Below are 24,162 nucleotides of genomic sequence, written 5' to 3'. Positions count from 1 at the left end.
AATTCCATCTGCTGGGTGCACTCTTACACTTTCGCAGTGAACATGTATATAATTTATTGCAGGGCTAAAGTCCCCGTGGCTTTTTTCATTTGCAATTCCGTCAGGCGGATCTGGTAAATGGCCTGTACCCGGTTCAGCCTGGCCTTTGTCAGTGCGAGCTCTGCATCAGATAATTCAAGCCTGCTTCCCAGTCCATGGGTGTACCTGTCATGCATCATATTGTAGTTGATCTGTGCGGCTTCCACATTCTGATCCTGGATTACAAGTTGACGCCAGGACTCTCCAAGGTTGGCATTTGCAGCGTGAACTTCAGTACCAATCGTGGATTTGAGATCAGCCAGGGTCTTTTCTGATTGCCCGATTGAAATCATGGCCTGGCGATCCTGATATTTTTGCCGGCCCCCATTGTAAATAGGAATGGACAGACGAAGTCCTGCAAAGGATGTTCTGGGAATACGGTAATCCCAGATTTTAAGGTTGTCTGCCTGGCCCTGCAACTGGTATTGAGCTATTGCCCATAATTGCGGTTTGTAATTTGCCCTTGCTGCTTGTTGCTGTTCCCGTTTCTGCTCTACCTGAAGTTCAGCGGCTATTATATCTTTTCGGTTATTCATTGCTGTGAACAATAATGAATCCGGATGTGTAATAACGATATGGTCAATTTGGTTTTCAAGCGTATCATTCAATACAATCTTAATACTGTCATCTATTCCCATGAGTTGCTTCAATTGCAGCTTCAGGACTTCCGTATTATTTTGAAGGGATGAAATTGCTGACACCAGGTTTTGGATCGCGATATAGTTGGCCAGGGTATCTGTTTTCAGACTTTTCCCCTGAAGAAACAATGACCTCGAATCAGCCAGGGCTTTCTCATTTCTTTTCATGCTTTGCCGGAGCAATGCAAGTTGTTCACCGTTCAGCAAAATTGCCAAATAGACCTGCGAGACATTCATAGCGAGCTGCTCTTCCACCTGTTTTGTTTGCTGTCTTCCAATTTCTTCCTGAATCCCGGCATCGAGGATGCTGCTTTTTATTACAGGGTTTAACAATGGATAGGCAGCACTGATCACACCCTCAAAGGAATGCCTGCCGCCATACCTTACATCATTGAGCTTTATATCCTGGTTTTCATTCCTGAGATAAATCACAGGACGTTCAGTATTCAGTGTATATCCACCATACACATTAACCGTTGGTAATAGCAGGCTCTTTTTTTCTCTTACTGTGATGGCAGAACGCTGGTTTTCCATCGCTTGTATTTGTAATTGTCTGTTACCGGTTGCAGCCTGTTGCAGAGCATCTTTCAGGCTGAGTGTTTTTTCCTGGGCCAGTACCTTCATACTGGTCAATATGTTGAGCAGCAGCAGGCTGCCGAGTATGATTTTTTTCATTAAAAATGATTTAGGTTTAAGCGATTTCAGATTCTGGAAGAGGATCTTCTCCTATCACCTGTTTTTTCCTGGCCGACGACAGATAGGTATACACGGCCGGAATAATAAACAGGGTAAGTATGCCCGCGAAGATGAGTCCGCCGGCAATTACAATTCCCAATGATTGCCTGCTGTTATGGGTCATGGCAATGGGAAGTGCTCCAAAGATCATCGCCAGGGAGGTCATCAGGATTGGCCTGAAACGTTGGGTAGCTGCCTGGATGGCCGCTTCAAACCGGTTCATGCCGCTATCTTTCAGCTGATTGGCAAATTCTACGATCAGGATTCCGTTTTTAGTGATGAGCCCCACCAATGTAATGATACCGATCTGGCTGAATACATTCAGGCTTTGACCAAACCAATGCAGGCTTAACAAGGCACCGGTAACTGCCATGGGAACGGTAAGCATAATGATTAATGGATCTCGTAAACTTTCAAATTGTGCAGCCAGGATCATATAGATCAGCAGCAAGGCCAGGATGAGGGTGAAATTGATATTGCCCTGGCTTTCCTGAAAGTCACGTGATTGTCCGGCCAGCGTCGTTTTAAACTGTTCTCCCAATACTTCTTTTTTGATTCGTTCCATTTCCTTTATTCCCTCGGCCAGGCTGATACCCGGTGCCAACCCGGCGGATACAGTGGCTGATGAATATTGGTCATAGCGATAGATTGCGGCCGGACTGATTCCTTCCTCAATAGTAACCAGGTTGTCAATTGAGATCATGCTTCCGTTTGCAGAATGCACATACAACGAACGCAGGTCACTCAGATCGTTGCGTCTGTTTCTTTCCACCTGGCCAATCACTTCGTATTGACGGTCGTTGCGCAGGAAATAACCATAACGTTGTCCCGAAAAGGATAGTTGCAGGGCCCTTGCCACTTCCTGGATGGAAACCCCCATCATCGCTGCTTTTTTCCGGTCGATATTGATCTTTAATTCAGGTTTGTTGATCTTAAGGTCAGCATCCGCGAACATCAGTTTAGGACTCTGCCTGACAGCCATCAGGAATTTTGGCAATACGGAAGCAATACTGTCAAGTGATGGTGTCTGTAATACATATTGAACCGGCATCCCGCCTCCATACCTGGTTCCGATGGTGGGAGGCATATATGGGAATAGGAGTATGTTCCTGAAATTGCCGGATGCCATTCCAAACTGGTTGTATAGATCCTGCACGCTAGCTTTCCTTTCTTTTGGGTCTTTGAGATAGATGGATTGCACTGCGAAATTGGTAGGTGCCGGTGCGGGTATAAATGAAATGGCCACCATGGAATAGGTTTGATATAGACCATCTGTAGAATCATTTACATATTTACCAACCTCAAGCATATTCTGTTTCATCTTGTCGAAAGAAACGCCTTCCGGGGCAATAGCGATCAGGCTCAGGTTGGATCGGTCTTCCACTGGCGCCAGTTCCGAGGGTAGTTTTTTGCCGAGGGTATAAATAAGTCCGGCTGTCAACAACAGGAATACCCATGCGAGCCATCGGCGTTTCATAAAGATGGTCAACCATTGTGTATATCCATTGTTCAGTTTGATGAAAAATGGTTCCGTGTTGCGGTAAAGCCAGTTAGGTTTGTGTTGCTTTTTAAGAAGGAAGGCACTCAGCATGGGCGACAGGGTCAATGCCACAAATGCGGAAACCATAACTGAGCCGGATACCACAATGGCGAATTCTTTGAAGAGTTGGCCACTGATTCCCCCCATGAAAATTATTGGCATCAATACTGCCGCCAGGGTGATGGTGGTTGAAATCACTGCAAAATAGATTTCCTTCGATCCGGCTAAGGCTGCCTGGATCGGCGACATGCCTTCTTCCACCTTTTTGTAAATATTCTCCAGTACTACAATGGCATCATCTACCACAAGCCCTATTGCCAGTACAAGCCCAAGTAGCGTGAGTACATTGATGGAGAACCCGGCGATAAACATGATAAAGAATGCGGATAAAATTGAAACGGGGATAGCCAGCACGGGAATGATGGTGGACCGCCAGTCTCGCAGGAACAGGAAGATGATGATTACGACAAGTCCAAATGCAATGAACAGCGTTTCTTCCACTTCCCTGATGGATTCGCGTACGGGTTTGGTATAATCAAATCCAACAATCAGCCGGTATTCCTTTGGTATTTCTTTTTTCAGTTGCTCCAGACGTTCATAAAACTTATCCACCACTTCAATGGCATTGGCACCACGCTGGACCTGAATAGCTACACCCACACCGGTAACATTGGCTCCACTGGTTTCATTGATAATGGCATTGCGCTCATTCAGTTCACCCAGTTCTGCAAAACCGATATCCTTCAATCGGATAATGGCTGTACCATTTTGGCGGATGATCATATCATTAAAGTCTTCAGCGGATGTAAGCCGGCCGATGGTACGTACACTCAGTTCGTTATTGTTTCCTTCAATCCGGCCCGAAGGCAGATCAATATTTTCGCGGGAAAGTGCTGACCGGATATCTTCAGGCGTGAGCTTATATGCCGCCAGTTTCACGGGATCAAAACGAAGCCGCATGGCATACTTGTGTTCTCCGACGATGGCTACCCGTTGGATTCCCGGTATGGATTGCATCCTGTCCTTGATCACTGTGGAAGCGAGGTGACTTACTTCCTTAATATCCCTTGTATCGCTTTCCACTTCCAGGAAAGCAACCAGGTTGTCGGGAGAGGAGGCTTTTTCAACAATGGGAGGATCAACATCTGCCGGCAACTGGTTCTTTGACTTGGCCACTTTATCCCGCACATCATTCAGGGCATCTTCCAGGTCAATATCGCGGTTGAACTCCACTGACACAACACTTACCTGTTCCCTTGATTCGGAAGAAATGGTTCGTACTCCGTTGGCTTCAGCAATGGATTCTTCCAGGGGTTTGGTGATCCTCGAAGCAATCACATCCGGACTTGCTCCGGGATAAAAGGTTACAATAGAAATAACAGGTGCTTCGGTCATTGGAAATTCACGAACCCCCAGGTACTTCCAACCAACCAATCCGGCAATAACTATAAGCGCGGAAAATACTGCGGCCAATACCGGCTTTTTTATACTAATAGATGGTAAACTCATTTTGGAATATTTTATGGGATCATTTTTTTGAAACGATTGCTACCGGTATACCTTCCGAGGCCCGGAGCAGGTTGGATACCATTACAGTGTCACCATGCTCCAGCCCGGCAGTGATGGTTGCTTCCTTTTCATTTCTATTACCTACGGTAACGGGCCGCATGGTAGCAGTCCCGTTTTTTACAATAAATACCATGTATCCCGAAACGCCGGGAATCAGTGACTCAGTTGGCAGCAAAATGCCACTTTCATTTCCGGAGCTTACAGTGAATAGAATCTTTACAGACATACCTGGCTTAAGTAATCCATTGCCATTTTCTGCAAGGGCAATGAGTTCAATATTGCGGTTGTCCGGATTAACCCCCGCTTCAGTGGCCACGATTTTAGCTGTCCATTCTTCTTTGCCATGATCGGTCTTAAAACGGATGCTGTTCCCCGGGCGTGCAGCGGCCAGGTGCTTCTCGGGAACAGCGAAACTGATTTTTACAGTTGCCTGGTCCTGTAAGGTGACCATTGGCATACCCGGACTCACCAGGGTTCCCGGATGAACTTTAGAAATTCCGATCCGGCCGCTAAACGGGGCCCGTATAAAGGTCTTTGACAGTTCAACCTCAAGGGCCTGCAATCCGGCTTCCATTGACTGAAGTTTGGTACTGGCAATATCGTATTCCTCCTGCCTGACGGTTTCAGTTTGCAGCAATGCATGTAACCTCCTTTCATTGATACTCGCCAGGTTCAGCTCAGCCTGTAGCTGGCGGATCTTTGCCCTGATGTCTGCATCATCCAGCTTATAAAGTAGCTGGCCCTTTTGAACATAACTGCCATCAGTAAACGATACCTCGTTTATTTTTTTGGTCAGCTCGCTCATCACTTCCACTTCGCGTTCCGGCAGGATAGTGCCGGCAATCAGTTCAGACTGGTTGAGTAAATTGGCTTCTGCGATTATTACATCCACCGGCAGATTTGCCGGGATCTGTGTGCTGGTAGTTTTTTCAATTTTTGATGCAGCGTCTGTGCTTCCGCAGGAAAGGAGCAGGCTTGCAGGAATGACTGCTATTAATAACGGCCTGAATTTTCTGATAAAGGTTTGCATGTTGTATTTGTTTTAATGCTGGGAATGATGCACAAAACTAGTCTCGCTTCAGGGCAGGTCTTTTATACAATGGCAGGAGATATGTATAGAATTTTACCGGTACAAAACTGATGCAGTTGACAGTTACTGGTAATGATCAGGTAAACGACTGTAAGAATAAAGGAGTGCTGGCAGTGATGATGGCACGCATTGTTGGCTTGATAGCAAGCATGTCTGACATGAAGTATGATGACCAGTTTTTTCAATATTTCAATCGGCAGTTTAGCTCCCGACAATATTTAATGAGTCGGGAGCAATTTTGCCACTTGATCATAGGAATAAATATCCTTGGGAAGGGTAATTTCTACTTTGTCTGCTTATAACTTGGATATCTTCAGTCTCAGGCTGTTTCCTACCACACTAACGGAACTCATAGCCATGGCCGCACCAGCAATCATTGGATCCAGCAGGAAGCCATTGATGGGGTACAATATTCCTGCTGCCACAGGTATTCCGATCAGGTTGTAAATAAAGGCCCAGAAAAGATTCTGGCGGATTGCTGTCACAGTTTTGCCGGACAGTTTCAATGCTTTTGGAATACTGTTCAGGTCTGAACTGATCAGGGTCATTTTGGCAACATCCATGGCAATATCAGAACCCTTACCCATGGCAATGCTTACATCAGCTTCCGCCAGCGCATGACTGTCATTGATACCATCTCCCACCATGGCAACTACCTTACCCTGCTGTTGTAGTTTTTTAATAAAGTCCGCCTTTCCACCGGGCATCACTTCTGCTTCAAAATACTTTATACCAACCTCTCCTGCAATAGTCGCTGCGGTCTGCCGGTTATCTCCAGTTAACATATATACATCTATACCTGAATGCTGTAATGTCCTTATCGCAGCCGCTGAACCAGGCTTCACTTTATCAGAAATCGAAATAATGGCCACTACACTGCTGTCTTCCGCAAAGGCTACCACCGTATTGGCCTCTAGTTGCAGGAGGCTGATCAACTCCAGCTGTTCGGCTGAAGGAATGATATTTTTTTCCTTGAGCAGCCTGGTATTTCCTATCAGGTAATCATGTCCGTTAGCCCTGGCCGTAATGCCCATTCCGGTAATACTGTGGATGTTTTCAATGACAGTGGGTCTGATCTTTTCTTTTTCCAGGTATTTTACCACTGCTTCTGCCAGCGGATGTTCGGAAGCACTTTCAATGGCCATTAAAATACTTTTCAAGGCCGCAGTATCTATATCATGGCTGAACATTATATTATTTACGGCAGGTTTTCCTTCTGTAATCGTTCCTGTTTTATCCAATACCACAGCGTTTACCTTATGCGCCAGTTCGAGGCTTTCTGCATCCCTGATCAGTATATTGTTCTCTGCGCCCTTGCCGACACCCACCATAATGGCAGTAGGCGTGGCCAGGCCTAACGCACAGGGACAAGCGATGACCAATACTGTAACAGCGGTTAAAAGAGCATGCGTGAAAGCGTTGTCTCCACCCAGCAGCATCCAGCAGACAAAAGTCAGGATGGCAATCCCAATTACCACCGGAACAAATACGCCTGCGATTTTATCCACCAGTTTCTGGACAGGCGCCTTGCTGCCCTGCGCTTCCTGTACCATTTTAATGATCTGGGCCAGTATAGTATCGGCACCCACTTTTTCTGCCCTGAACCGCAGGCTTCCTTTCTGGTTGATGGTGCCGGCAAAGACCTTGTCGCCGGATTGTTTCAATACCGGTATCGGCTCCCCGCTGATCATACTTTCATCCACATAGGACTCACCTGATGTAACCTGGCCATCCACCGGAATTTTTTCCCCTGGTTTCACCAGCAGGACAAAATTGACTTTTACCTGCTGCACCGGCATCTCCACCAGTTGATCATCTTCCAGTACTATGGTTACCGTTTTGGGTTGTAATCCCATCAGTTTCTTAAGTGCAGAAGAGGTATTGGATTTTGCTTTCTCCTCCAGGAGTTTACCAAGAGAAATAAAGGCAATAACAACTGCAGCTGCTTCAAAATAGACATGGGCATGTAATCCCCTTGCGTGCCAGAATTCCGGGAAAATCGTATTAAACGCGCTGAACAGCCATGCCACGCCGGTACTGAGCGCCACCAATGTGTCCATATTGGCCTTCCTGTGACCTGCCTGTTTCCATGCATTGATAAAAAAGCTGCGGCCAAAATAAAACACGACCGGTGTGGCAAGGACCATCATGATCCAATTACCATATGGCAGGTCCATAAAGAACATCCCGATAATTACAATTGGCAGCGAAAGTGCCGCAGACCAGATGGTTCTTTTTTTGACTGCTTCATAATGTTTTTGCCGGGAAGCTTCTCTTACTTCCTCCTGGTTTTCTTTTTCGATGACAAGATCGTAGCCGATAGACCGGATTGTTTCCTGAAAGGCCAGTGGATTAGTGATGGTCGGATCGTAATTTACCCAGGCGCTCTGGTTGGCAAAGTTGACGCCCGCGTCTTCCACCCCCTCGACAGATTTCAACATTGATTCAACACTAACAGCACAGGCTGCACAGGTCATTTCCAGTACAGGAAAACTTTCCCTGGTATATTTTGCCACCCCGGTCTTTTTAACCTTTGTGATTGTTTGTTCCGAAGACATGGTAATGCGTTTATGGATGATTTAATTTTTCTTTTTCCGGGACAAGAAAAAGGATGGATTTAATCCGGTTTGCGATTTGAACTGGCTGGATAAATGTGCCACGCTGCTGAATCCCAACCGGAAAGAAATACCGGAAAGCGTTTCATCGCTGTACATCATCAACTCCCTGGCTTTTTCAACCCTGTATTGAATGATGTATTTTTCCAGGGTTTGATTTTCCAGGGAGGAAAATACAGCGCTGATGGCACCAAAGTCTCTCTGCAATTCCTTCTCCACCAGGTCAGAAAACCTGAACTTATAAGGGAAGTCAAACTGGCCGGAGTAGACAATAGCAACCAGGCCTTTCACGGCAGCCGCTATTTTGAGTTTTTTGTCTTCAACCAGTGAAAAGCCCAGCGGCTCCAGTTGTTCTCTGATGAGTTGCAGGTCAACCTGTTTATCACCCGTATCTACTGTTACTTCACCGAGGTGGATGGCTTTTATTTCAAGGTCGATCGACCGGAATTTTGACCGGATGGTATTGATGCACCGCTGACAGGCCATCCCTTTGATTATGATACGATGTTGAACTTGCATATGGATGTTGGTTTATCCATTGCAAAGTTCAGGACGCCGCTGTTCCCGAATGTTATATTATCAGTAAGATGCTTTATATAATTTCCGCCTATACCTGGTCCAGGGGCTTGCGTTTGTTTTCCTTCAGTTGTTTGAAGTGGGAAGGAGTGAGACCGGTTATTTTTTTGAATTGCTGGGACAGGTGTTGCACACTGCTGTATCCCAGGTTATAGGCTATTTCACTAAGGTTGAGTTCGTCATACATCAACAATTCTTTCGCCCTTTCAATGCGTTGCAGGATAACATATTTTTCAATTGTAATCCCTTCAATTGAGGAGAAGAGGGATGAAAGATAATGATAGTCCATGTTCAGTTTTTCCGACAACAGCACGGAAAGTTTGGTTACCAGTTCAACCTGTTCACTGCCATGGATCAACTGAATGATGGTGCTTTTTATTTTAGTAACGATGGCCGATTTTTTATCATCCACCAGCTCAAAGCCCAAATCTCCCAGGTTCTTTTTCAGTGTCTGCAGTTGATCGGAGGAAGGAACAACCGAAAGCTCCACTTCACCCAATTGGATGTTTTTGTAAGGGAGATGCAATGCCTCCATTTGTTGCCTCACCACCATCAGGCATCGGTCACAAACCATATTTTTTATAAATAGCTGCATTTGATCAATACATAAAGCTAGCTAATTTAGAGCCAAGGTGTCTGACATGTTGTAAGGCGTCTGACGTTTGTGTCCGGTGGATTCAGTAATCCTAAACGTCAGACGCCTTACAACATGTCAGACACATGGAGGCACATACCTATCGAAGATTCTTGATTGCGGCTTCCAGCACTTCATCACGGCCCTGCCGAATGCCGGCGATGCTGCGGCGTACCGTTATGTCCGGCCGGATACCTTTGCCCACAAATTCCTCTCCATTGGGCATCACATCCCGTTTGGTGCACACAAATCCGATGCCGCCTCCGGGCAGATTGTAACCCAATGGCTGGCCCGTACTGCCCCCGGTGGCTTCCCCATATATTTTTCCCCTGCCGGTTCCTTTAAATGCGCCGGTGAAATCTTCCGCCGCCGAATAGGTTGATGGTCCGGTTAATACCGCAACAGGCCGGGTATAGGTTTTGTTTTTATAGGGCTTCCAGTCAGAGCGTTCCAGATTTAATTGAATGGGATTGTCATTCCATGCCCGGTTACTTGGACGGTAGCTGCGCAGTATACTGATGTTGGTTAAAAAGGGTTTATCCACCAGGCAGCCAATAATCTCATGACCATTATTGCTGCTTCCGCCCCCATTCATGCGGAGATCAATGATCAATGCTTTTGTCTGGCTGATTTGGGAAAACAGGCTGTCAAACATTTGAACGGTGCGCTCACTGGCAAAATTATCAATCTGCAGGTAGCCAATATTTCCGTCCAGTATTTTGAAACTAACAGGATTATTGTTCATAGTCCATCTTTGCCTGTGATAGGATTTTGTTAGTGACTGGTTCTTTTCAGTCCTGAATTCGAATTGTACTGCAGAACCTGTTTTTCCTTTTGTCAATTCGTAAGTGTAAATCCTTGCGATACTATCCTGGGCGGTTGAAAAATGCAAAACCGGGCTAATATTTTTCTGAATATATTCCGTCACCGGTATGCCATCGATTTTTTCGAGTATCCATCCTGGTTTGGCGGTATTGTAAGGTGCCTTGTTTTCCAAAATTTCTGTGAGAACCACCTGGTTGTCGATCCATGCAAAGCGAAAGGGTACCACGGCATTGTATTCGAAGAAATAAGCAGGTGGTTCCATCACGCGGGAGTGTCCATCGCGCAGGTGCTGGTTAAACTGCTTAAGTACCCCGTAATATTCCCTGATCTCCCTGGTGGCTAATACTTTTGGAATGAATGACCGGTACATACTGTCCCAGTTTAGCGAGGGAACCAGGTCGAAATTCGCAAAATTGAATTTGGCCTCATACCATACTTTACTGAGTCCCTCCAGCTTTTCTTCCATGGACAGGTCCTTTACCCGCAGGCTTGTATCGAACCGGAAGGTTCCGTAGAGTACATTATTGAATTGGTTGTAGTGAGTCGAATCGAAAATCTGTTGAGAGATGCCGGTATAGCAGGAAAACATCAGTGTTGCGGCAAACAATAGTCTTTTCATATCAATGAATTATATATGTTGGATGAAGGTAGATATCTGTTGATAGAACCAGAGCGGATCTTCCTGGAAGGGAGCATGTCCTCCTTCGTATATAGATCTCCGTGCGTTTGGAAATTTCCAGGACAAATGATGTTTTGGTCCGATTGCCCAATCGCGACTACCAGAAATAATCAGTACAGGAATTTTTATATGGGGTGTGATGACAGTAAAGTCCTGTCTATAATCCGTGATGAAAAGTGCGCGCGAAGCGAAATCCCGGTTCCAGTTACCAATGGAGGCGCTGACCGCGTTGCTGAGCTCAAGGTCATTTTGTGAACGGAACATCATTTTGTAGGAAAGTTGTTTTTTGCCCAGTGCTTCATGAACCTTTGAGAATTGCCCCATCATGTCGTGGATATTTCCAAAGAAGCTGGTGCTGTCCTTAATTCCCAGGATGTCCAGTCCGGCTGCAATCTGGTTTTGTATAGATGTTTCCAGGTGGAGGGTGGCATTCACCAGTATCAGTGCGCTAACACTATTCGGGTAATGGTAAGCGTAAGGAGTGATCATCAGTCCCGCAAAAGAATGACCCATCACCATCCATTGGCTGATGTTCAGGAAAGCCCTCAATTCTTCCATATCCTTTTCGAATCGGGAAAGAGAATAATCCTGGTTGGCGGCAGAACCGGAACGGCCGCTTCCCCGCTGGTCAAAATAAATCATTTTCATTTCCTGCTCCAGTAGGGCGGAAGCAGCCACTGCCTCAAAATATTTGCTGGTAGAACCGGGGCCACCATGCACAAACAGGCAGGGTTTCCCCTTTCCTGCTATCCTCACGAAAAGTTGAACACTATCCGAGGTGCGAAAATAGAAACTGCTGTCCTGCCCCCTGGTTACCAAGGCAAGTATAAATGTAACCATCAGCGCGAATATTTTTTTCATGGTTGGTTATTTTAGGCAAATGGACGACTTATCGGGCCTTGTTTAAAATCTCTCAGGACGAATGCCGGAAATAAGTGGACGAGCCATCCTTTTGGCGAGCCAGACACTTATGGGTATCAGTGCCAGCAGAAAGAGTAAGTAGAGATAAATTCCCGGGATAATGTTGTAACCGGTTTTTGTTTGCATAACACTATTGGTGGTATGATAGACGATGTTCCCTGCCCAATGGATTCCCGCAGTAAGCCAGATATTCCCGGTTTTAACCATCGCAATGGCCAGGAAAACGCCGGTGATAAACAGGTATAACCATACAGTTGGTCCGTCATCAAGGCGATAGATATGGTTCAGCACATAAATTGAGGCGGAAAAAAAGACTATGAAACCCGCTGGTGCAATTCCTTTGAGGTGCCGGTAGAGATAACCTCTCGTCAGGATGTCTTCTGAAAGCGAGGAAAAGAAACTGCCGGAAAAATAGAGAAGAAATTGCGGAACGAAATCCCGGAAAACAGGTATGGATTCAATTCTTTCGAAATCCAGCAGGAGACTGGTGAGAAAATAGAGCGTATACCAACAGGTGCCTGCAAGGAGGCCTGTTCCAAAATTACGGAACGCGGTAAAATTTTTGGTCATGCCCCATGCTGCAAGCCCGGAAAATCCCTGCCATCTTGCAATTAAATACGACAGCAGAAAAAACAATAGCTGAAATCCAAGGAAGCCGAAACTATTGTTCCGGAAAAGTATCATGTATTCCGCTGCATGATAGGCAACGAAGAGAAGAATAAAGCCGGCCCATACCCGGGCATTCGTGTTGGTGCTCATTCCATTTAGGTTGTTGCTTCAAATTGAGCACAAAAGGCAATGAGCTTCAATTCTATTTGGATGAATGCCTGTTTTTGTCAGCCCAATAACCCCAGGCAACCAGCAGCCATTGGGAAAATCCCACATAAGCGATAGGTTTCACATCTGTAGGTGGTGGCCCGAAAATATTCATCAGGTGTATCACCACCAGAAAAACGACCAGAGACCAGAAGGCATATATTCCGGTTTTGTTGGAGGCCCTGGTGGCATTGGTGTAGAGGAATACGCCGGCACCGAACAATAACAATTCAAGCACCAGGGCAAGGTATTTGTATTGCCAGATTCCCAGGCCGGTTTTGTGATCATTGAAGGGTGATATGGGTAGGTCGGGAATATGAACCAGCCAATCAAGTATCCAATGGCTAAGGACCAATAAGGCAATAATCAGTGCGGTTTTAAGGTTTTTTCGAAACAGGAAATGCAGGATCCCGATCAGCGCAGACCAACCAATGACCATCAGCAAACTATGCGAAATGGGGTAATGGGAAAAATTCAGCGGAATGGGATTGGAGCCATCGGTGGATAGCTCCACCGACTCTGTACCTGTCAGCAGCAATGCCGGCCAGAGCAGGTCAAGCCATTGTGCAGCAAAAAACAAAGTACCCAGGGAGGGCCTGTTATCAATTTTTTTTGCTGCAAATGCAGCAGCGAAGTGTCCTATAAACATATTGTATTATTTTCCTAGCCATTCTTTAAAAGGGGTAATCTTATCCAGGCTCACCATTACCTCTTCTTTCATTTCTGGTATGAGGTCAAGCTTGATCCTGCCTTTTGGAAATACATGGATGTTCTGGATAGCCGATAGCCTTACCATCATCTGGCGGTTGATCCTGAAAAACTCTTTCGGGTTCAGCATCATTACCAGTTTATCAAGACTGTAATCTATGGGCATCCGAATATTGTCTGCTGTTACCAGAAAAGTGAGTTTATCGGCACTGAAAAAGTAATTGATTTCATCTGTTTCAAAGGCCTTTAATTTGGAACCGATGGAGACCATAAAACGCTCCTTGTACCCATTTTCCTTCTGGTGTATAGACCTGAGCAACTGATCAATGGATCCTGATTTATTCTGGGCGTGTACCCTTTTGTATTTGTCAATGGCGCGGGCAAGTTCATCATAGTTGACGGGTTTCATCAGGTAGTCCACACTGTTAACTTTGAAGGCCTGGACCATATATTCGTCGTATGCGGTGGTGAAGATCACGGGCAGGTCAAGATTGATCTTTTCAAAAATACTGAAACTCTGGCCGTCTTCGAGATGGATATCCATGAATATGAGGGCTGGATCCGGATTGGTTTTGAACCATTCCACGGATTCGGAAACAGAGGGCAATATGGCCTGTATTTCGATTTCCGGGTCATATTTTTTCAACATGGCCTGAAGGCGGTTTGCAGTAAGTTGCTCGTCTTCAATGATAACGACTTTCATAGTTATGATTGTTTACTTTTCAACAATGGAACACCTACCCTGAAGGCAGTGCTGTCCTCCCATACGACCACCTTATGGTCGGTCAGGTATGATACTCTTTTCTTGATATTATCCAGACCGATGCCTGTAGAATCAACAGTTTCCTCTCTCCTGTTCCTGTTGTTTACAACCAGAATCATTTCTTCAGAAACCATGATCCTGATGACCAGCGGGCGAGCTGCAGACATTTTATTGTGCTTCACAGCATTCTCAACCAGCAGTTGCAGGGTGAATGGTGGAAGCAGCCAGTCCAGCATTTCCGAACCGATTTGTTTTTCCAGAATTATTTTCTTTTCAAAACGTATTTGCAGCAGGTAATAAAAAGCATCCAGGAAATCAAGCTCATCCTTCAGTGTAACAAGGTCTGTATTTTTTTGTTCCAGTATATAGCGATAGGCTTTCGACAATTGGATGATAAAACGTTCTGAAGTTTCCGGACTCAAATGCACAAGAGAAGACAGCACGCTCAGACTGTTGAAAAGGAAGTGGGGGTTCACCTGGCTTTTCAATGCCTGCAGACGAACCTGTGCGTATTCTTTCTGCAATTTTTCGGCCTGTTTTGATTTGTCCAGCATCACCTGGTAAAGGGTCATTGAACTAATGAGGGAGTAGATAAAAAAGCTGCCGGCCATATTAACGGTGATAAACATCCGGTAATCTATCGCTTCGTTTTCAGCGCTCAACTGGTACATATCATCGCGTACCAATAAATGTATGGTATGCAGCACCCAGAAACTTAAAACCATTATTAAAGCCAGTTCCAGCGGATATCGCCACCAGCGTATGATTACAGGCGGCAACCATTGATTGACCAGTGTAATGATTCCATATACCATTGAAGCGATGGTAAATTCTATGGCAAAGGTGAGGAATATGTCGATTGTCAGCGGTAGTAGCTGGACATTATTGTTGATCCAGGCAAAAATAGAGGTGTACAAAATGCTGATCACCATAATCAGTAATACGGCAAATTTGAAAACAGGTAATTTCCCGGTCCTTATATTTCCTTTATCAATCATTTTTTTGAAGAAATGGAATGCTGATTAACTGTTGAAGGGTATTTTCATCCCGTGAGATGGTTATTTTCTTATTCATTTGCCGGTAGTTGTTCAGCAAGCTGTTGAGCTGTTCCTGAAGGTGCATGTTTGGCAGGCTTTTCGGCTGATAACTATGTCTGATCTGCAGGGCTGAATTATTCACGTTGATATTGATCAGCAGTGGTTTTGCTGAGGACATTGTATTGCTGCCGATCAGGTATTCCATTATGATCAACAGTGTGTGTGGCAGTAAATAAAGTCCGTCTTCCTGCTGGTGAAGTTCTTTGATAATCCTTACTTTATTACCATAGCGTTGTTCAACCAGGAAGTAAAAATTTTCCAGGAACTCCAGTTCCTGGGCAAGTCCCACAAATTCCTTTTCCCGCTGGTCGAGCAGGTATCGGTAGGTGCGGGAAAGTTTTTCAATAAATTTTTCCGCCATGTCAGCATCTGCATAAACCAGCGAACTAAGGGCACTCAGGCTGTTAAAAAGGAAATGCGGGTTGAGTTGGTTCTTGAATAATTCGAACTGAGTTTGGGCAAACTCTTTCTGCATTCTCAATAATTCGAGTTGTTTTTGCTGCAGGTTGTAAAACAACCTGAAACCTGTAATCAGTCCATACATTACCACAACCAGGGTCTGCGTGATTACCAGCAGGTTTATCAGTTTATTTTCCAGTGCTTCTGTATCAGCTTCCGGGACTACCACAAGTTTAATAAACAGGAAATGAAAAAATTTATTGATCAGAAGGGAGCCCGATACAATGATAAGCAGCTCATAAACATAACGAGATATAGTGAAATTCCTGTTGAGGTATATCTTGTCAAAAAAGAGTATTGCGTAGTAAACGAAGTACATTACCGAAAGGTTCTGCACCAGGATAAGTATACCCTCGCGTAATAAAGCGGATATGCTGAAGGTTGCAAAAAAGGACCCTGTGTTGACATAGGATACCAGGCAGAGCAACAACAGGAAAAGCATGATGCCTCCCAGGATCAGCCATCCGTGTATATATCGTATAATCGTTACCGATGTGGTCAGTTTCTGCATCCTCCTTGCATTAGTGTTCAGGTACTTTGGGGAAATTTTATACAATTTCCATGGATATTCCCGAATCGCTGAAAGGAAATTGCCGGATGACGAAAATCGACCGATGAATGGCGATGCATCAGGGGCTTTTGCTAACTGTATTTATTTCCGAACTGCCCGGAATTTCACCAATAAGCTGCGCACCGTAACAACCCGCCGGGGTCTGGTAACCTGGTTTAAATTGTTCCGCCAGCACTTTTTTGGCGATCAGCAGACTGCTGTGGGCGGTAAGTGAATACCCATTCATGCAGGACATCCTTGCGGAAATTGTTTCGCCTTTGGGGTTAGACACTTCTCCCCAGACCATACTGCTGCTTCGGTTAAGCATTTCAGTTGATGGACCGGCCGGTTGCCGGTTGATATAGTTTTGTACCATTTTCCTGGCCCAACGGGTTTTCAGCACCGGGTTGAGCAATCCCTGTAATTTCAGTAGTCGGTGTATCCCTGGTTTTATTGCTGTATAAGCAATGATATTCGGGATACCGGTGGTATGGAAAGCGGTTGCTACGTCACCCCAGGGAATGCTCATAACGAAGCGTTTCCCTTTGCCAAAATCAACCCATCGGTGATAGGCGCCCAGCGGGCTGCGGATAATTTTACCCTTACTGCGGATGGCTCCGCCCTCACCCAGGGATTGGGCCATGGTGGTGGCTGTACCGTGTGAAATGGCCCCGCCTATATTGGCAAATGCCAGGGCGAGATGGGTGGCATCCGGCATAAGCGTTTTCAGGTGCTGTGCCATACAATCGGTGGGAACCACATCAAATCCTACTCCGGGCATCAGCATGATCCCCGCAGCCCGGGCTTCTTTTCCAAGCTGCGCGGCCATTTCAAACACCCCGATTTCACCGGTGATGTCGAGATAGTGGACTTTGTTGCGGATACAGGCTTCCATCATCGGGCGGGCAGTAATGGAAAAAGGTCCTGCTGCATGTATCACTACATCAACATCTTTAAGCAGCACATCCATTGTTGCCTGGTCTTCCAGTCCGCCTATCCTGTACGGGAGCGAATAAGATTCGGCAAGGGATCTTATGGCAATGGCATTTCGACCGGCAAGGATTGGTTTAATCCGCTGCTGCACCGAAAGTTCGAGGATTAATTTTCCGGTGTATCCATTGGCGCCATATAATAACAGGGTTCCCGACATAATGGAAAGATACAACCCGCAGGTATTTTTCGTAACTTAATCCTGCTCCGTATAAAAAAACAGTTTATGAAAAAGAAGAACACCAATTGCCTGAAGTATGCTATCTGGATCGATCAGCAAAAAGCGATAATAGCCTGTATGAATGAGGAAGGAGACATTAGCACCGATACGCTGGAATCGGGCATTGAAACGCACGTGCGCTTTGAAGGGGAAACCTCCAGTAAAAGCAGGTTGTTTGGCGCAACGCTGAACAAGGAAAAGCAAGCCCAGAATAAGTTGAACCAGCAGCGGAAAGCCTTTTTGAAAGGGGTGGTAGCGCAACTCAAAAAAGTTGATTCCGTGGTGATCATGGGACCCGCGGATACCAAATATGAACTTCACAAGGAAATGGAAAAGAAAAAAGCGCTGGCTGTGGCCAGGGTTGAAATGAAGTCTGCCGACAAGATGAAACTGCACGAGATTAAGGCGGTATTGAAACCGGAGGGACCGGTGAGGTCAGCGCCCCGTAAGCCTCGCAGTTAAAATGTTTTCAATTTTTTTGATTACCAGGAAACCCTCTTCCGGCAGGCGCAGGTAGCCATAGTCATAACAGCAGTGACATACCTGTCCATCCGCACTGGTAAATGCCTGGGTGAAATATTTGAACTGAAAGCCCATCTGCAGCAGGATGTCTTTTGAGATGCAGGTTTCACTGCCTGCCTGTTGCATTACTGTTGCCAGGATGCGCCGGTTACGGATCAGTGTACGGTTGATATTTCTGACTAGGTTGTATTCGCCCTCCTGGCGCTGATTGTTAAATGCATTGCGGCAATTGTCATCGCAGTATTTTTTATCTGCCCTGCCCCTGATCGGTTGCTCGCACCAAAGGCATTTCCGGTTGTCTGTTTGTCTGGCCATATTTTTTATCACAAAATATTTTCTCTGCCTGGCTTCCGCAACCGTTTTTACACGGTTATTTCCGGTTACAAATGTTTCGCATCCGGCTATTGGATTATGATTGCCGGATATTTGTACTGTTCACCTGGCGCCGGGTGAACACCTAATAAACATTTATCATTCCGGCCTGCAGTTGCCGGCTAAAAAAGAACACCATGAATGAGAGTAAGAACAAAGTGCTGTTGGTAGGATTCCTGGGTGCGGATCCGGAAGTAAAAGAAACGGCCACCGGCCGAAGGGTGGCCAGGTTTTCTGTTGCGACCAATGAAAATTATCAGAACAGCCAGGGGGAGAAAGTAACGGAAACGCAGTGGCACCACCTGGTTGCCTGGGGCCGGCTGGCTGACAAAGCGGAACAGGAACTGCGGAAGGGCAATGAAGTGTCGGTTGAGGGTAAACTCGTTTACCGCAGTTATGTTGACAAGGAAGGCGTTAAAAAATTTGCCACTGAGATCAATGTGCTGGAACTGGTGGTCCTGAACAGCCGTACAAAAACAGAAGCATGAAAAACCGGCAGGCGTGCCGGTAAATCCGGATACGCTGGCATGCCTGCTATTATCATTAGTTTTACGGCAGATTATGCAAACAGATCATTCGAACAGATATTTTGAACTGGCCAGTCGCTATGTTCAGCATACTGGCAGGCATATATTCCTGACAGGTAAGGCTGGTACGGGTAAAACGACTTTTCTTAAATACATCCGGGAACATTGCTCCAAAAAAATGGCGGTGGTTGCGCCTACGGGTGTTGCCGCTATCAATGCGGGCGGTGTTACCGTGCATACTTTTTTCCAGTTGCCGCTGGGTGCATTTGTTCCGACCGGACAGATTCCTGAAAGTGGTGATCAACTGTTTAATAATCGCCAGACACTGCTTCGGAACCTTCGTCTTTCCCAGCCTAAAAGGATTTTGATGCGGGAGCTGGAATTACTGGTGGTGGATGAAGTGAGCATGCTTCGTGCTGATATGCTCGATGCAATGGATGTCGTACTACGCCATGTCAGGAGAAAACCATCCCTGCCATTTGGCGGTGTGCAGGTTTTATTTATTGGTGATCTGTTCCAACTGCCGCCGGTGGTTTCGGACCGCGAATGGAATTTTTTGAAAGAGCATTATAAAAGTCCCTTCTTTTTTGAAGCCCATGTCCTGAAGCAGGCCGCACCGGTTTTCCTGGAGCTGAAAAAGATCTACCGGCAGAATGAAGAAACTTTCATCAACTTGTTGAACAAAGTGCGCAATAACCAGATGGAAGCGGCTGACCTGGAGGCATTGAACCGGCATTACCAACCAGATTTTCAACCTGATAATTCAGCACAATTCATTACCCTGACCACCCATAATTCCAGGGCAGATAATATAAACCAGAAAGCTCTGGAAAGACTGCCTGCACCGGCTTTTCGTTTCCCGGCTGAGATTTCCGGCGACTTTTCCGAAAAGGCATTTCCCGCTGATGAGGAACTGGTTTTGAAAGAGGGCGCGCAGGTTATGTTCATCAAGAACGATAAAGGTGAGGAAAGAAGATATTATAATGGTCGCATTGGCACGGTTCACTCCATTACCGAAGAGGCCATCATGATCAGCTTTGTGGACCAGGAAGAATTGCTGGAACTGGAGAAGGAGACCTGGCGGAATATCAGGTATCAATATAACCGTGCCAAAGATAAAATTGAAGAAGAAGAACTGGGAACCTTCTCGCAGTATCCTATCAGGCTGGCCTGGGCAATTACGATACATAAAAGCCAGGGACTGACCTTTGACAAAGCCATTATTGACGCCGGCGCTGCTTTTGCACCTGGTCAGGTTTATGTTGCCCTTAGCCGGCTGACAAATATGGATGGACTGGTTTTGAAATCCAGGATTGGTTCTGCTGCTATTCAGACGGATCAAAGAGTGCATTTTTTTGCCTCGGATGAAAAACCTTTTGAATTACTGGAAGAAGAACTGGCTTTGGCGGAACAGGATTTTATCGGTACTTCCCTGCTCCAGTCCTTCAACCTTGACCCCCTGATGGAATTAGCCGAACAATGGCTGCTGGAATCGGATAAAAGAAATATCGGGGCTAAGCTGGAGGCCATGGAATGGGCCAGGACTTTCCGCGATAAAGTTGCCGGATTGATTCCAGTTGCGATAAAAACAACCGCTCACCTGGCAGCACAATTACAGCAGGTAGAAAGTAACGGTTATGATTACCTTGATTCAAGAACTGCCGCCGCTGCAAACTATTTTGCAACAGCTATTGAAGGATTTCTTGTTTCATTGCAGGCGCATAAAGAGGAAATGCGGAAGCAACCCAGGGTTACCAAATACCTGCGTGAACTGGCTGAAATAGAGTCCTTTCTTGAGTTGCGGCTTGCTTCAATCCGCAGATCATCCCACCTGACATCTGCAATGGCTTCCGGCGCTGCTGCCTCCCGCCTGCTGGAAATGATTACCGAGAAACCAACTGCAGCCGTGAAGGATATTCCTGCCAGCGAAGGGGATGCACAGTCGGCAAAAGATAAGGAGCCTGGAAAAGATGCAGCAAAAAAGGGTCATCGGACTAAAGGTGAACCACGGGTAAAGGGTGAGTCCCAGAGAACCAGTCTTGAGTTTTACCGGCAGGGGAAATCCATTGAGGCAATTGCATTGGAAAGGAACCTGGCAGTTTCCACCATTATGAGCCATTTGATCCAATTTGTTGGTAACGGCGACCTTGCCCTGATAGACCTTGTTCCTGCCGAAAAAGTGACTGTGATCCGCAAGGCGATTGTTGAAACCGGTTCAGAACAATTGGGCCCTGTGAAGGAATTCCTGGGTGAGGGATATTCCTTTGATGAGATCAGGGCTGTTGTTGCCTACCTGCGATATCACCGCGATTTAAAGGAAAAAGCCGGAGAAGCATCCCTGAGCAGTTCCGCATCATCATAATTTCGGAAATGGCTTTCTGCTATTTTTGGGTATAAATAAACTGTATGCGAAAACTACTGCCGATGGCTTTACTTGCCTTTTCAACGGCTGTTTATGCCCAGGTGCTGCCCTTGCGCGAACAGGCAACTACTATCAATGCCATTCAGGGTGAACGATTTAATCACCTGCTTCCGGCACTGATGGATTCGACAGGCATTGATATGTGGATTTTGATTTCACGCGAATACAACGAAGACCCGGTTTTGAAAACCATGCTCCCTGCCGAATGGATATCTGCCCGCCGGCGTACAATCCTCGTGTTTTATCGCAATAAGGCAAAAAGTCAATTCGACAAGCTGGCCATCGCCCGATACAATGTTGGGGAACATATCAAAGCATCCTGGGACATGCAACGCTTTCCCGATCAGTGGGATGCTTTAACAGACATCATTAGTAGCAGGAATCCGGGAAAGATCGGCATTAATATTTCCAGACACCATGCACATGCGGATGGACTGGACCATACCGATTATATTGCCTTAATGGAGAAGTTACCAAACAGCTTCCGATCCAAAATCGTTTCGGCCGAAGACCTTGCCATTCGTTGGCTGGAAACCCGAACTGCCAGGGAAATGGAATTTTATCCGCAACTGGTGAACATTACCCACAAAATAATTGAAGAAGGCTTTTCAGAGCGCGTTATAACCCCGGGCATCACCACAACCGACGACCTCGTCTGGTGGTTCCGGGAAAAAATCAGGACACTGGGACTGGAAACCTGGTTTCATCCGACTGTTTCTGTTCAGCGGAACGATCAGCAGAATTTTGAACACCTCCGAAGTTTTTCCAACCGTCCGAAAGACGAACTGATCCGTGCCGGCGACCTCTTACACGTGGACATTGGCATCAGTTACCTGCGCTTGAATACCGACATTCAACAACATGCGTATATCCTGAAGCCGGGTGAGCACAGTTTACCACCTTCACTGGCTGCGGCCTTCGGGCGATCCAACAGGCTGCAGGAAATACTTACCAGCCAGTTCAGGCCCGGAAAAACGGGAAACCAGGTGCTGGCCAATGCCCTGAATGAGGCAAAAAAAGAGGGTATCGTCGCTTCCATTTATACCCACCCCCTGGGCTTTCATGGACATGCTGCGGGTCCAACGATCGGCTTGTGGGACCAGCAGGGTGGTGTCCCCGGTGCCGGAGATTACCCTATTCACCTGAATACTGCCTACTCAATCGAATTAAACACCTCTACTGAAATTCCCGAATGGAAAAAGTCTGTGAGAATCATGCTCGAGGAAGACGGTTATTTTGATGCCGATGGCTTCCGGTTCATTAATGGCCGTCAGAAACAGGTTTACCTGGTCCCCAGACAAAATACCATACTGCAGGATTGATGGCACTTTGAATTTTGCCCATTCAGCAGGGACCGTTTTACTCCCCGGAAAAAATATTTGCTTACGCGGTATTATTAATCGTATATTTGCGATAAGGGATAGGTGACAGGTGTCTGACATGTGGTGTCTGACATCTATGATTTCTGAATCCGGTAATCTCACATGTCAGACACCACATGTCAGACACCTAAACCGATGAAAAACAATTAGAGCATGGCGATCAACAAGAAAGACGAATTTTCACCACAGGAACAGGAACTGGCCGCACTTGCCAAAGCAATGTCGCACCCGGCAAGAATCGCCATCCTTAAAGTCCTGGCAGGTAAAAACGAATGTATCTGCGGGGAAATAGTTGATCTGCTACCCCTGGCACAAAGTACTGTTTCACAACACCTGAAGGAATTGAAAGACGCTGGACTCATCAGCGGTTCCATCGACGGCCCACGCAGTTGCTACTGCATCAACTGGGAGGCTTTTGAAGCATTCAATAATGGATTCAACAACCTGCTAAATGACCTCCGGAAACAAAAAGCCAACCAATGTTGCTAATCCAGCAGACAGCCATCAAAACATTATATCAGCAATAAATAAAACAGTTCCAATATGAAAAATGACCTTGAAATTAAGTCAGTGGTGAAGGAAAAATACAGTGCCATCGCAGAGCAGTCTGCAGCACAAAACGCCAGCTCCTGCTGCGGTGCCACCTCCTGTTGCGGAGGTGATGATGTTTACCATATCATGGCAGACGACTATACTCAGCTGGAGGGATACAACCCGGATGCAGACCTGGGTTTAGGTTGCGGCCTGCCTACTGCCTTCGCAAAAATAAAAGAGGGCGATACGGTGATTGACCTTGGCAGCGGCGCCGGCAATGACTGTTTTATTGCCCGTGCCATTACTGGCGATAAAGGAAAAGTGATTGGCATCGACTTCACAGAAAAAATGATTGAAAAAGCCCGCGAAAACGCAGAAAAGCTGGGCTATAATAATGTGGAATTCCGCCAGGGTGATATCGAACAGATGCCGGTTACCGCCAACAAAGCCGACGTGGTGGTGAGCAATTGCGTGCTGAACCTGGTTCCCAACAAACCAGCAGTATTCAAAGAGATTTTCAGGGTGCTGAAACCCGGCGGACACTTTTCCATTTCAGATATCGTCCTGCAGGGCCATCTTCCCGCAAAATGGAGAGAAGTGGCAGAACTCTATGCCGGCTGCATTTCCGGTGCCATCCAGAAAGATGAATACCTTTCCCTGATTGACCAGGCCGGATTTACCCACGTCACACTGCAGAAGGAAAAGGAAATATCCATCCCGGATGATATTCTTTCCCAATACCTTAGTCCCGAAGAAATAGCGGCCTACAAATCCGGAGAGGTGAAAATTGTGAGCATCACTGTTTATGCCGATAAACCGGAATCCATGGACTCCAATTGCTGCGAACCGGGAGCTGGTTGCTGCTGATACCATTGAAGTGGTTTACGAAATTACAACTTG

General features: G+C 46.2%; 21 protein-coding genes. 6 read left to right on the top strand and 15 right to left on the bottom strand.

Annotation, left to right across the window (positions count from 1 at the left end):
• Positions 1-53: 53 nt before the first annotated feature.
• The 14 genes from BC349_RS17660 to BC349_RS17595 all read right to left on the bottom strand — a co-directional run bounded on the left by BC349_RS17660 (position 54) and on the right by BC349_RS17595 (position 17,443).
• Positions 54-1,391, bottom strand: coding sequence for a TolC family protein (locus BC349_RS17660; protein ID WP_187258114.1), 1,338 nt, complete (start codon positions 1,389-1,391; stop codon positions 54-56).
• 16 nt (positions 1,392-1,407) lie between these two features.
• Entirely contained in the window at positions 1,408-4,500 is a 3,093-nt protein-coding gene (locus BC349_RS17655) for an efflux RND transporter permease subunit (RefSeq protein ID WP_187258113.1), read from the bottom strand.
• 19 nt (positions 4,501-4,519) lie between these two features.
• Positions 4,520-5,590, bottom strand: coding sequence for an efflux RND transporter periplasmic adaptor subunit (locus BC349_RS17650; RefSeq protein WP_187258112.1), 1,071 nt, complete (start codon positions 5,588-5,590; stop codon positions 4,520-4,522).
• Positions 5,591-5,946: 356 nt separating this feature from the next.
• Complete coding sequence (locus BC349_RS17645) at positions 5,947-8,208, bottom strand: heavy metal translocating P-type ATPase (RefSeq protein WP_222840221.1); 2,262 nt, start codon at positions 8,206-8,208, stop codon at positions 5,947-5,949.
• A 21-nt stretch (positions 8,209-8,229) separates the two neighbouring features.
• Positions 8,230-8,784 (bottom strand): AraC family transcriptional regulator, encoded by a 555-nt coding sequence (locus BC349_RS17640; protein ID WP_187258111.1) that lies wholly within the window; start codon positions 8,782-8,784, stop codon positions 8,230-8,232.
• 88 nt (positions 8,785-8,872) lie between these two features.
• On the bottom strand, positions 8,873-9,436 hold the full coding sequence (locus tag BC349_RS17635; RefSeq protein WP_187258110.1) for a helix-turn-helix domain-containing protein: 564 nt from the start codon (positions 9,434-9,436) through the stop codon (positions 8,873-8,875).
• A gap of 139 nt (positions 9,437-9,575) precedes the next feature.
• Entirely contained in the window at positions 9,576-10,919 is a 1,344-nt protein-coding gene (locus tag BC349_RS17630; protein ID WP_187258109.1) for a S41 family peptidase, read from the bottom strand.
• Between the two features lie 9 nt (positions 10,920-10,928).
• Complete coding sequence (locus tag BC349_RS17625; protein ID WP_187258108.1) at positions 10,929-11,840, bottom strand: alpha/beta fold hydrolase; 912 nt, start codon at positions 11,838-11,840, stop codon at positions 10,929-10,931.
• Positions 11,841-11,882: 42 nt separating this feature from the next.
• Complete coding sequence (locus tag BC349_RS17620; protein WP_187258107.1) at positions 11,883-12,659, bottom strand: CPBP family intramembrane glutamic endopeptidase; 777 nt, start codon at positions 12,657-12,659, stop codon at positions 11,883-11,885.
• A gap of 52 nt (positions 12,660-12,711) precedes the next feature.
• Positions 12,712-13,365: a metal-dependent hydrolase gene (locus BC349_RS17615; RefSeq protein ID WP_187258106.1), complete on the bottom strand. Its 654-nt coding sequence runs from the start codon at positions 13,363-13,365 to the stop codon at positions 12,712-12,714.
• Positions 13,366-13,371: 6 nt separating this feature from the next.
• Complete coding sequence (locus BC349_RS17610; protein WP_187258105.1) at positions 13,372-14,127, bottom strand: LytR/AlgR family response regulator transcription factor; 756 nt, start codon at positions 14,125-14,127, stop codon at positions 13,372-13,374.
• Positions 14,128-14,129: 2 nt separating this feature from the next.
• Positions 14,130-15,185 (bottom strand): sensor histidine kinase, encoded by a 1,056-nt coding sequence (locus BC349_RS17605; RefSeq protein WP_187258104.1) that lies wholly within the window; start codon positions 15,183-15,185, stop codon positions 14,130-14,132.
• Positions 15,178-16,254, bottom strand: a complete 1,077-nt coding sequence (locus tag BC349_RS17600) for a sensor histidine kinase (RefSeq protein WP_187258103.1) — start codon at positions 16,252-16,254, stop codon at positions 15,178-15,180. Before BC349_RS17600 ends, BC349_RS17605 begins: the two co-directional genes overlap by 8 nt.
• A 118-nt stretch (positions 16,255-16,372) precedes the next feature.
• Complete coding sequence (locus BC349_RS17595) at positions 16,373-17,443, bottom strand: saccharopine dehydrogenase family protein (RefSeq protein WP_187258102.1); 1,071 nt, start codon at positions 17,441-17,443, stop codon at positions 16,373-16,375.
• A 66-nt stretch (positions 17,444-17,509) separates the two neighbouring features.
• On the opposite strand from BC349_RS17595, the gene BC349_RS17590 reads away from it, so the two are divergent.
• The gene (locus BC349_RS17590; RefSeq protein ID WP_187258101.1) at positions 17,510-17,965 is read left to right on the top strand and encodes a hypothetical protein; all 456 of its coding nucleotides are present in this window, start codon (positions 17,510-17,512) and stop codon (positions 17,963-17,965) included.
• Here BC349_RS17590 and BC349_RS17585 read toward each other — a convergent pair.
• Positions 17,939-18,340 (bottom strand): hypothetical protein, encoded by a 402-nt coding sequence (locus BC349_RS17585; protein WP_187258100.1) that lies wholly within the window; start codon positions 18,338-18,340, stop codon positions 17,939-17,941. The genes BC349_RS17590 and BC349_RS17585 overlap by 27 nt on opposite strands.
• A 194-nt stretch (positions 18,341-18,534) precedes the next feature.
• Here BC349_RS17585 and BC349_RS17580 point away from each other — a divergent pair, with 194 nt between their 5' ends.
• The 5 genes from BC349_RS17580 (at position 18,535) to BC349_RS17560 (ending at position 24,129) form a co-directional block, all read left to right on the top strand.
• On the top strand, positions 18,535-18,885 hold the full coding sequence (locus BC349_RS17580) for a single-stranded DNA-binding protein (RefSeq protein WP_187258099.1): 351 nt from the start codon (positions 18,535-18,537) through the stop codon (positions 18,883-18,885).
• 73 nt (positions 18,886-18,958) lie between these two features.
• On the top strand, positions 18,959-21,286 hold the full coding sequence (locus tag BC349_RS17575) for a helix-turn-helix domain-containing protein (RefSeq protein WP_187258098.1): 2,328 nt from the start codon (positions 18,959-18,961) through the stop codon (positions 21,284-21,286).
• A 44-nt stretch (positions 21,287-21,330) separates the two neighbouring features.
• Complete coding sequence (locus tag BC349_RS17570; RefSeq protein WP_222840220.1) at positions 21,331-22,668, top strand: M24 family metallopeptidase; 1,338 nt, start codon at positions 21,331-21,333, stop codon at positions 22,666-22,668.
• Positions 22,669-22,881: 213 nt separating this feature from the next.
• A complete protein-coding gene (locus BC349_RS17565) occupies positions 22,882-23,217 on the top strand; it encodes an ArsR/SmtB family transcription factor (RefSeq protein ID WP_187258097.1) in 336 nt (111 codons plus the stop codon).
• 54 nt (positions 23,218-23,271) lie between these two features.
• Positions 23,272-24,129, top strand: coding sequence for an arsenite methyltransferase (locus BC349_RS17560; protein WP_187258096.1), 858 nt, complete (start codon positions 23,272-23,274; stop codon positions 24,127-24,129).
• The last annotated feature ends 33 nt before the right edge of the window (positions 24,130-24,162 follow it).

The organism is Flavihumibacter stibioxidans (assembly GCF_014332695.1).
Taxonomy (GTDB): Bacteria; Bacteroidota; Bacteroidia; order Chitinophagales; family Chitinophagaceae; genus Flavihumibacter; species Flavihumibacter stibioxidans.
Note: the sequence above shows the minus strand (reverse complement) of the source record. Positions and strands in the feature narration are given on the sequence as shown.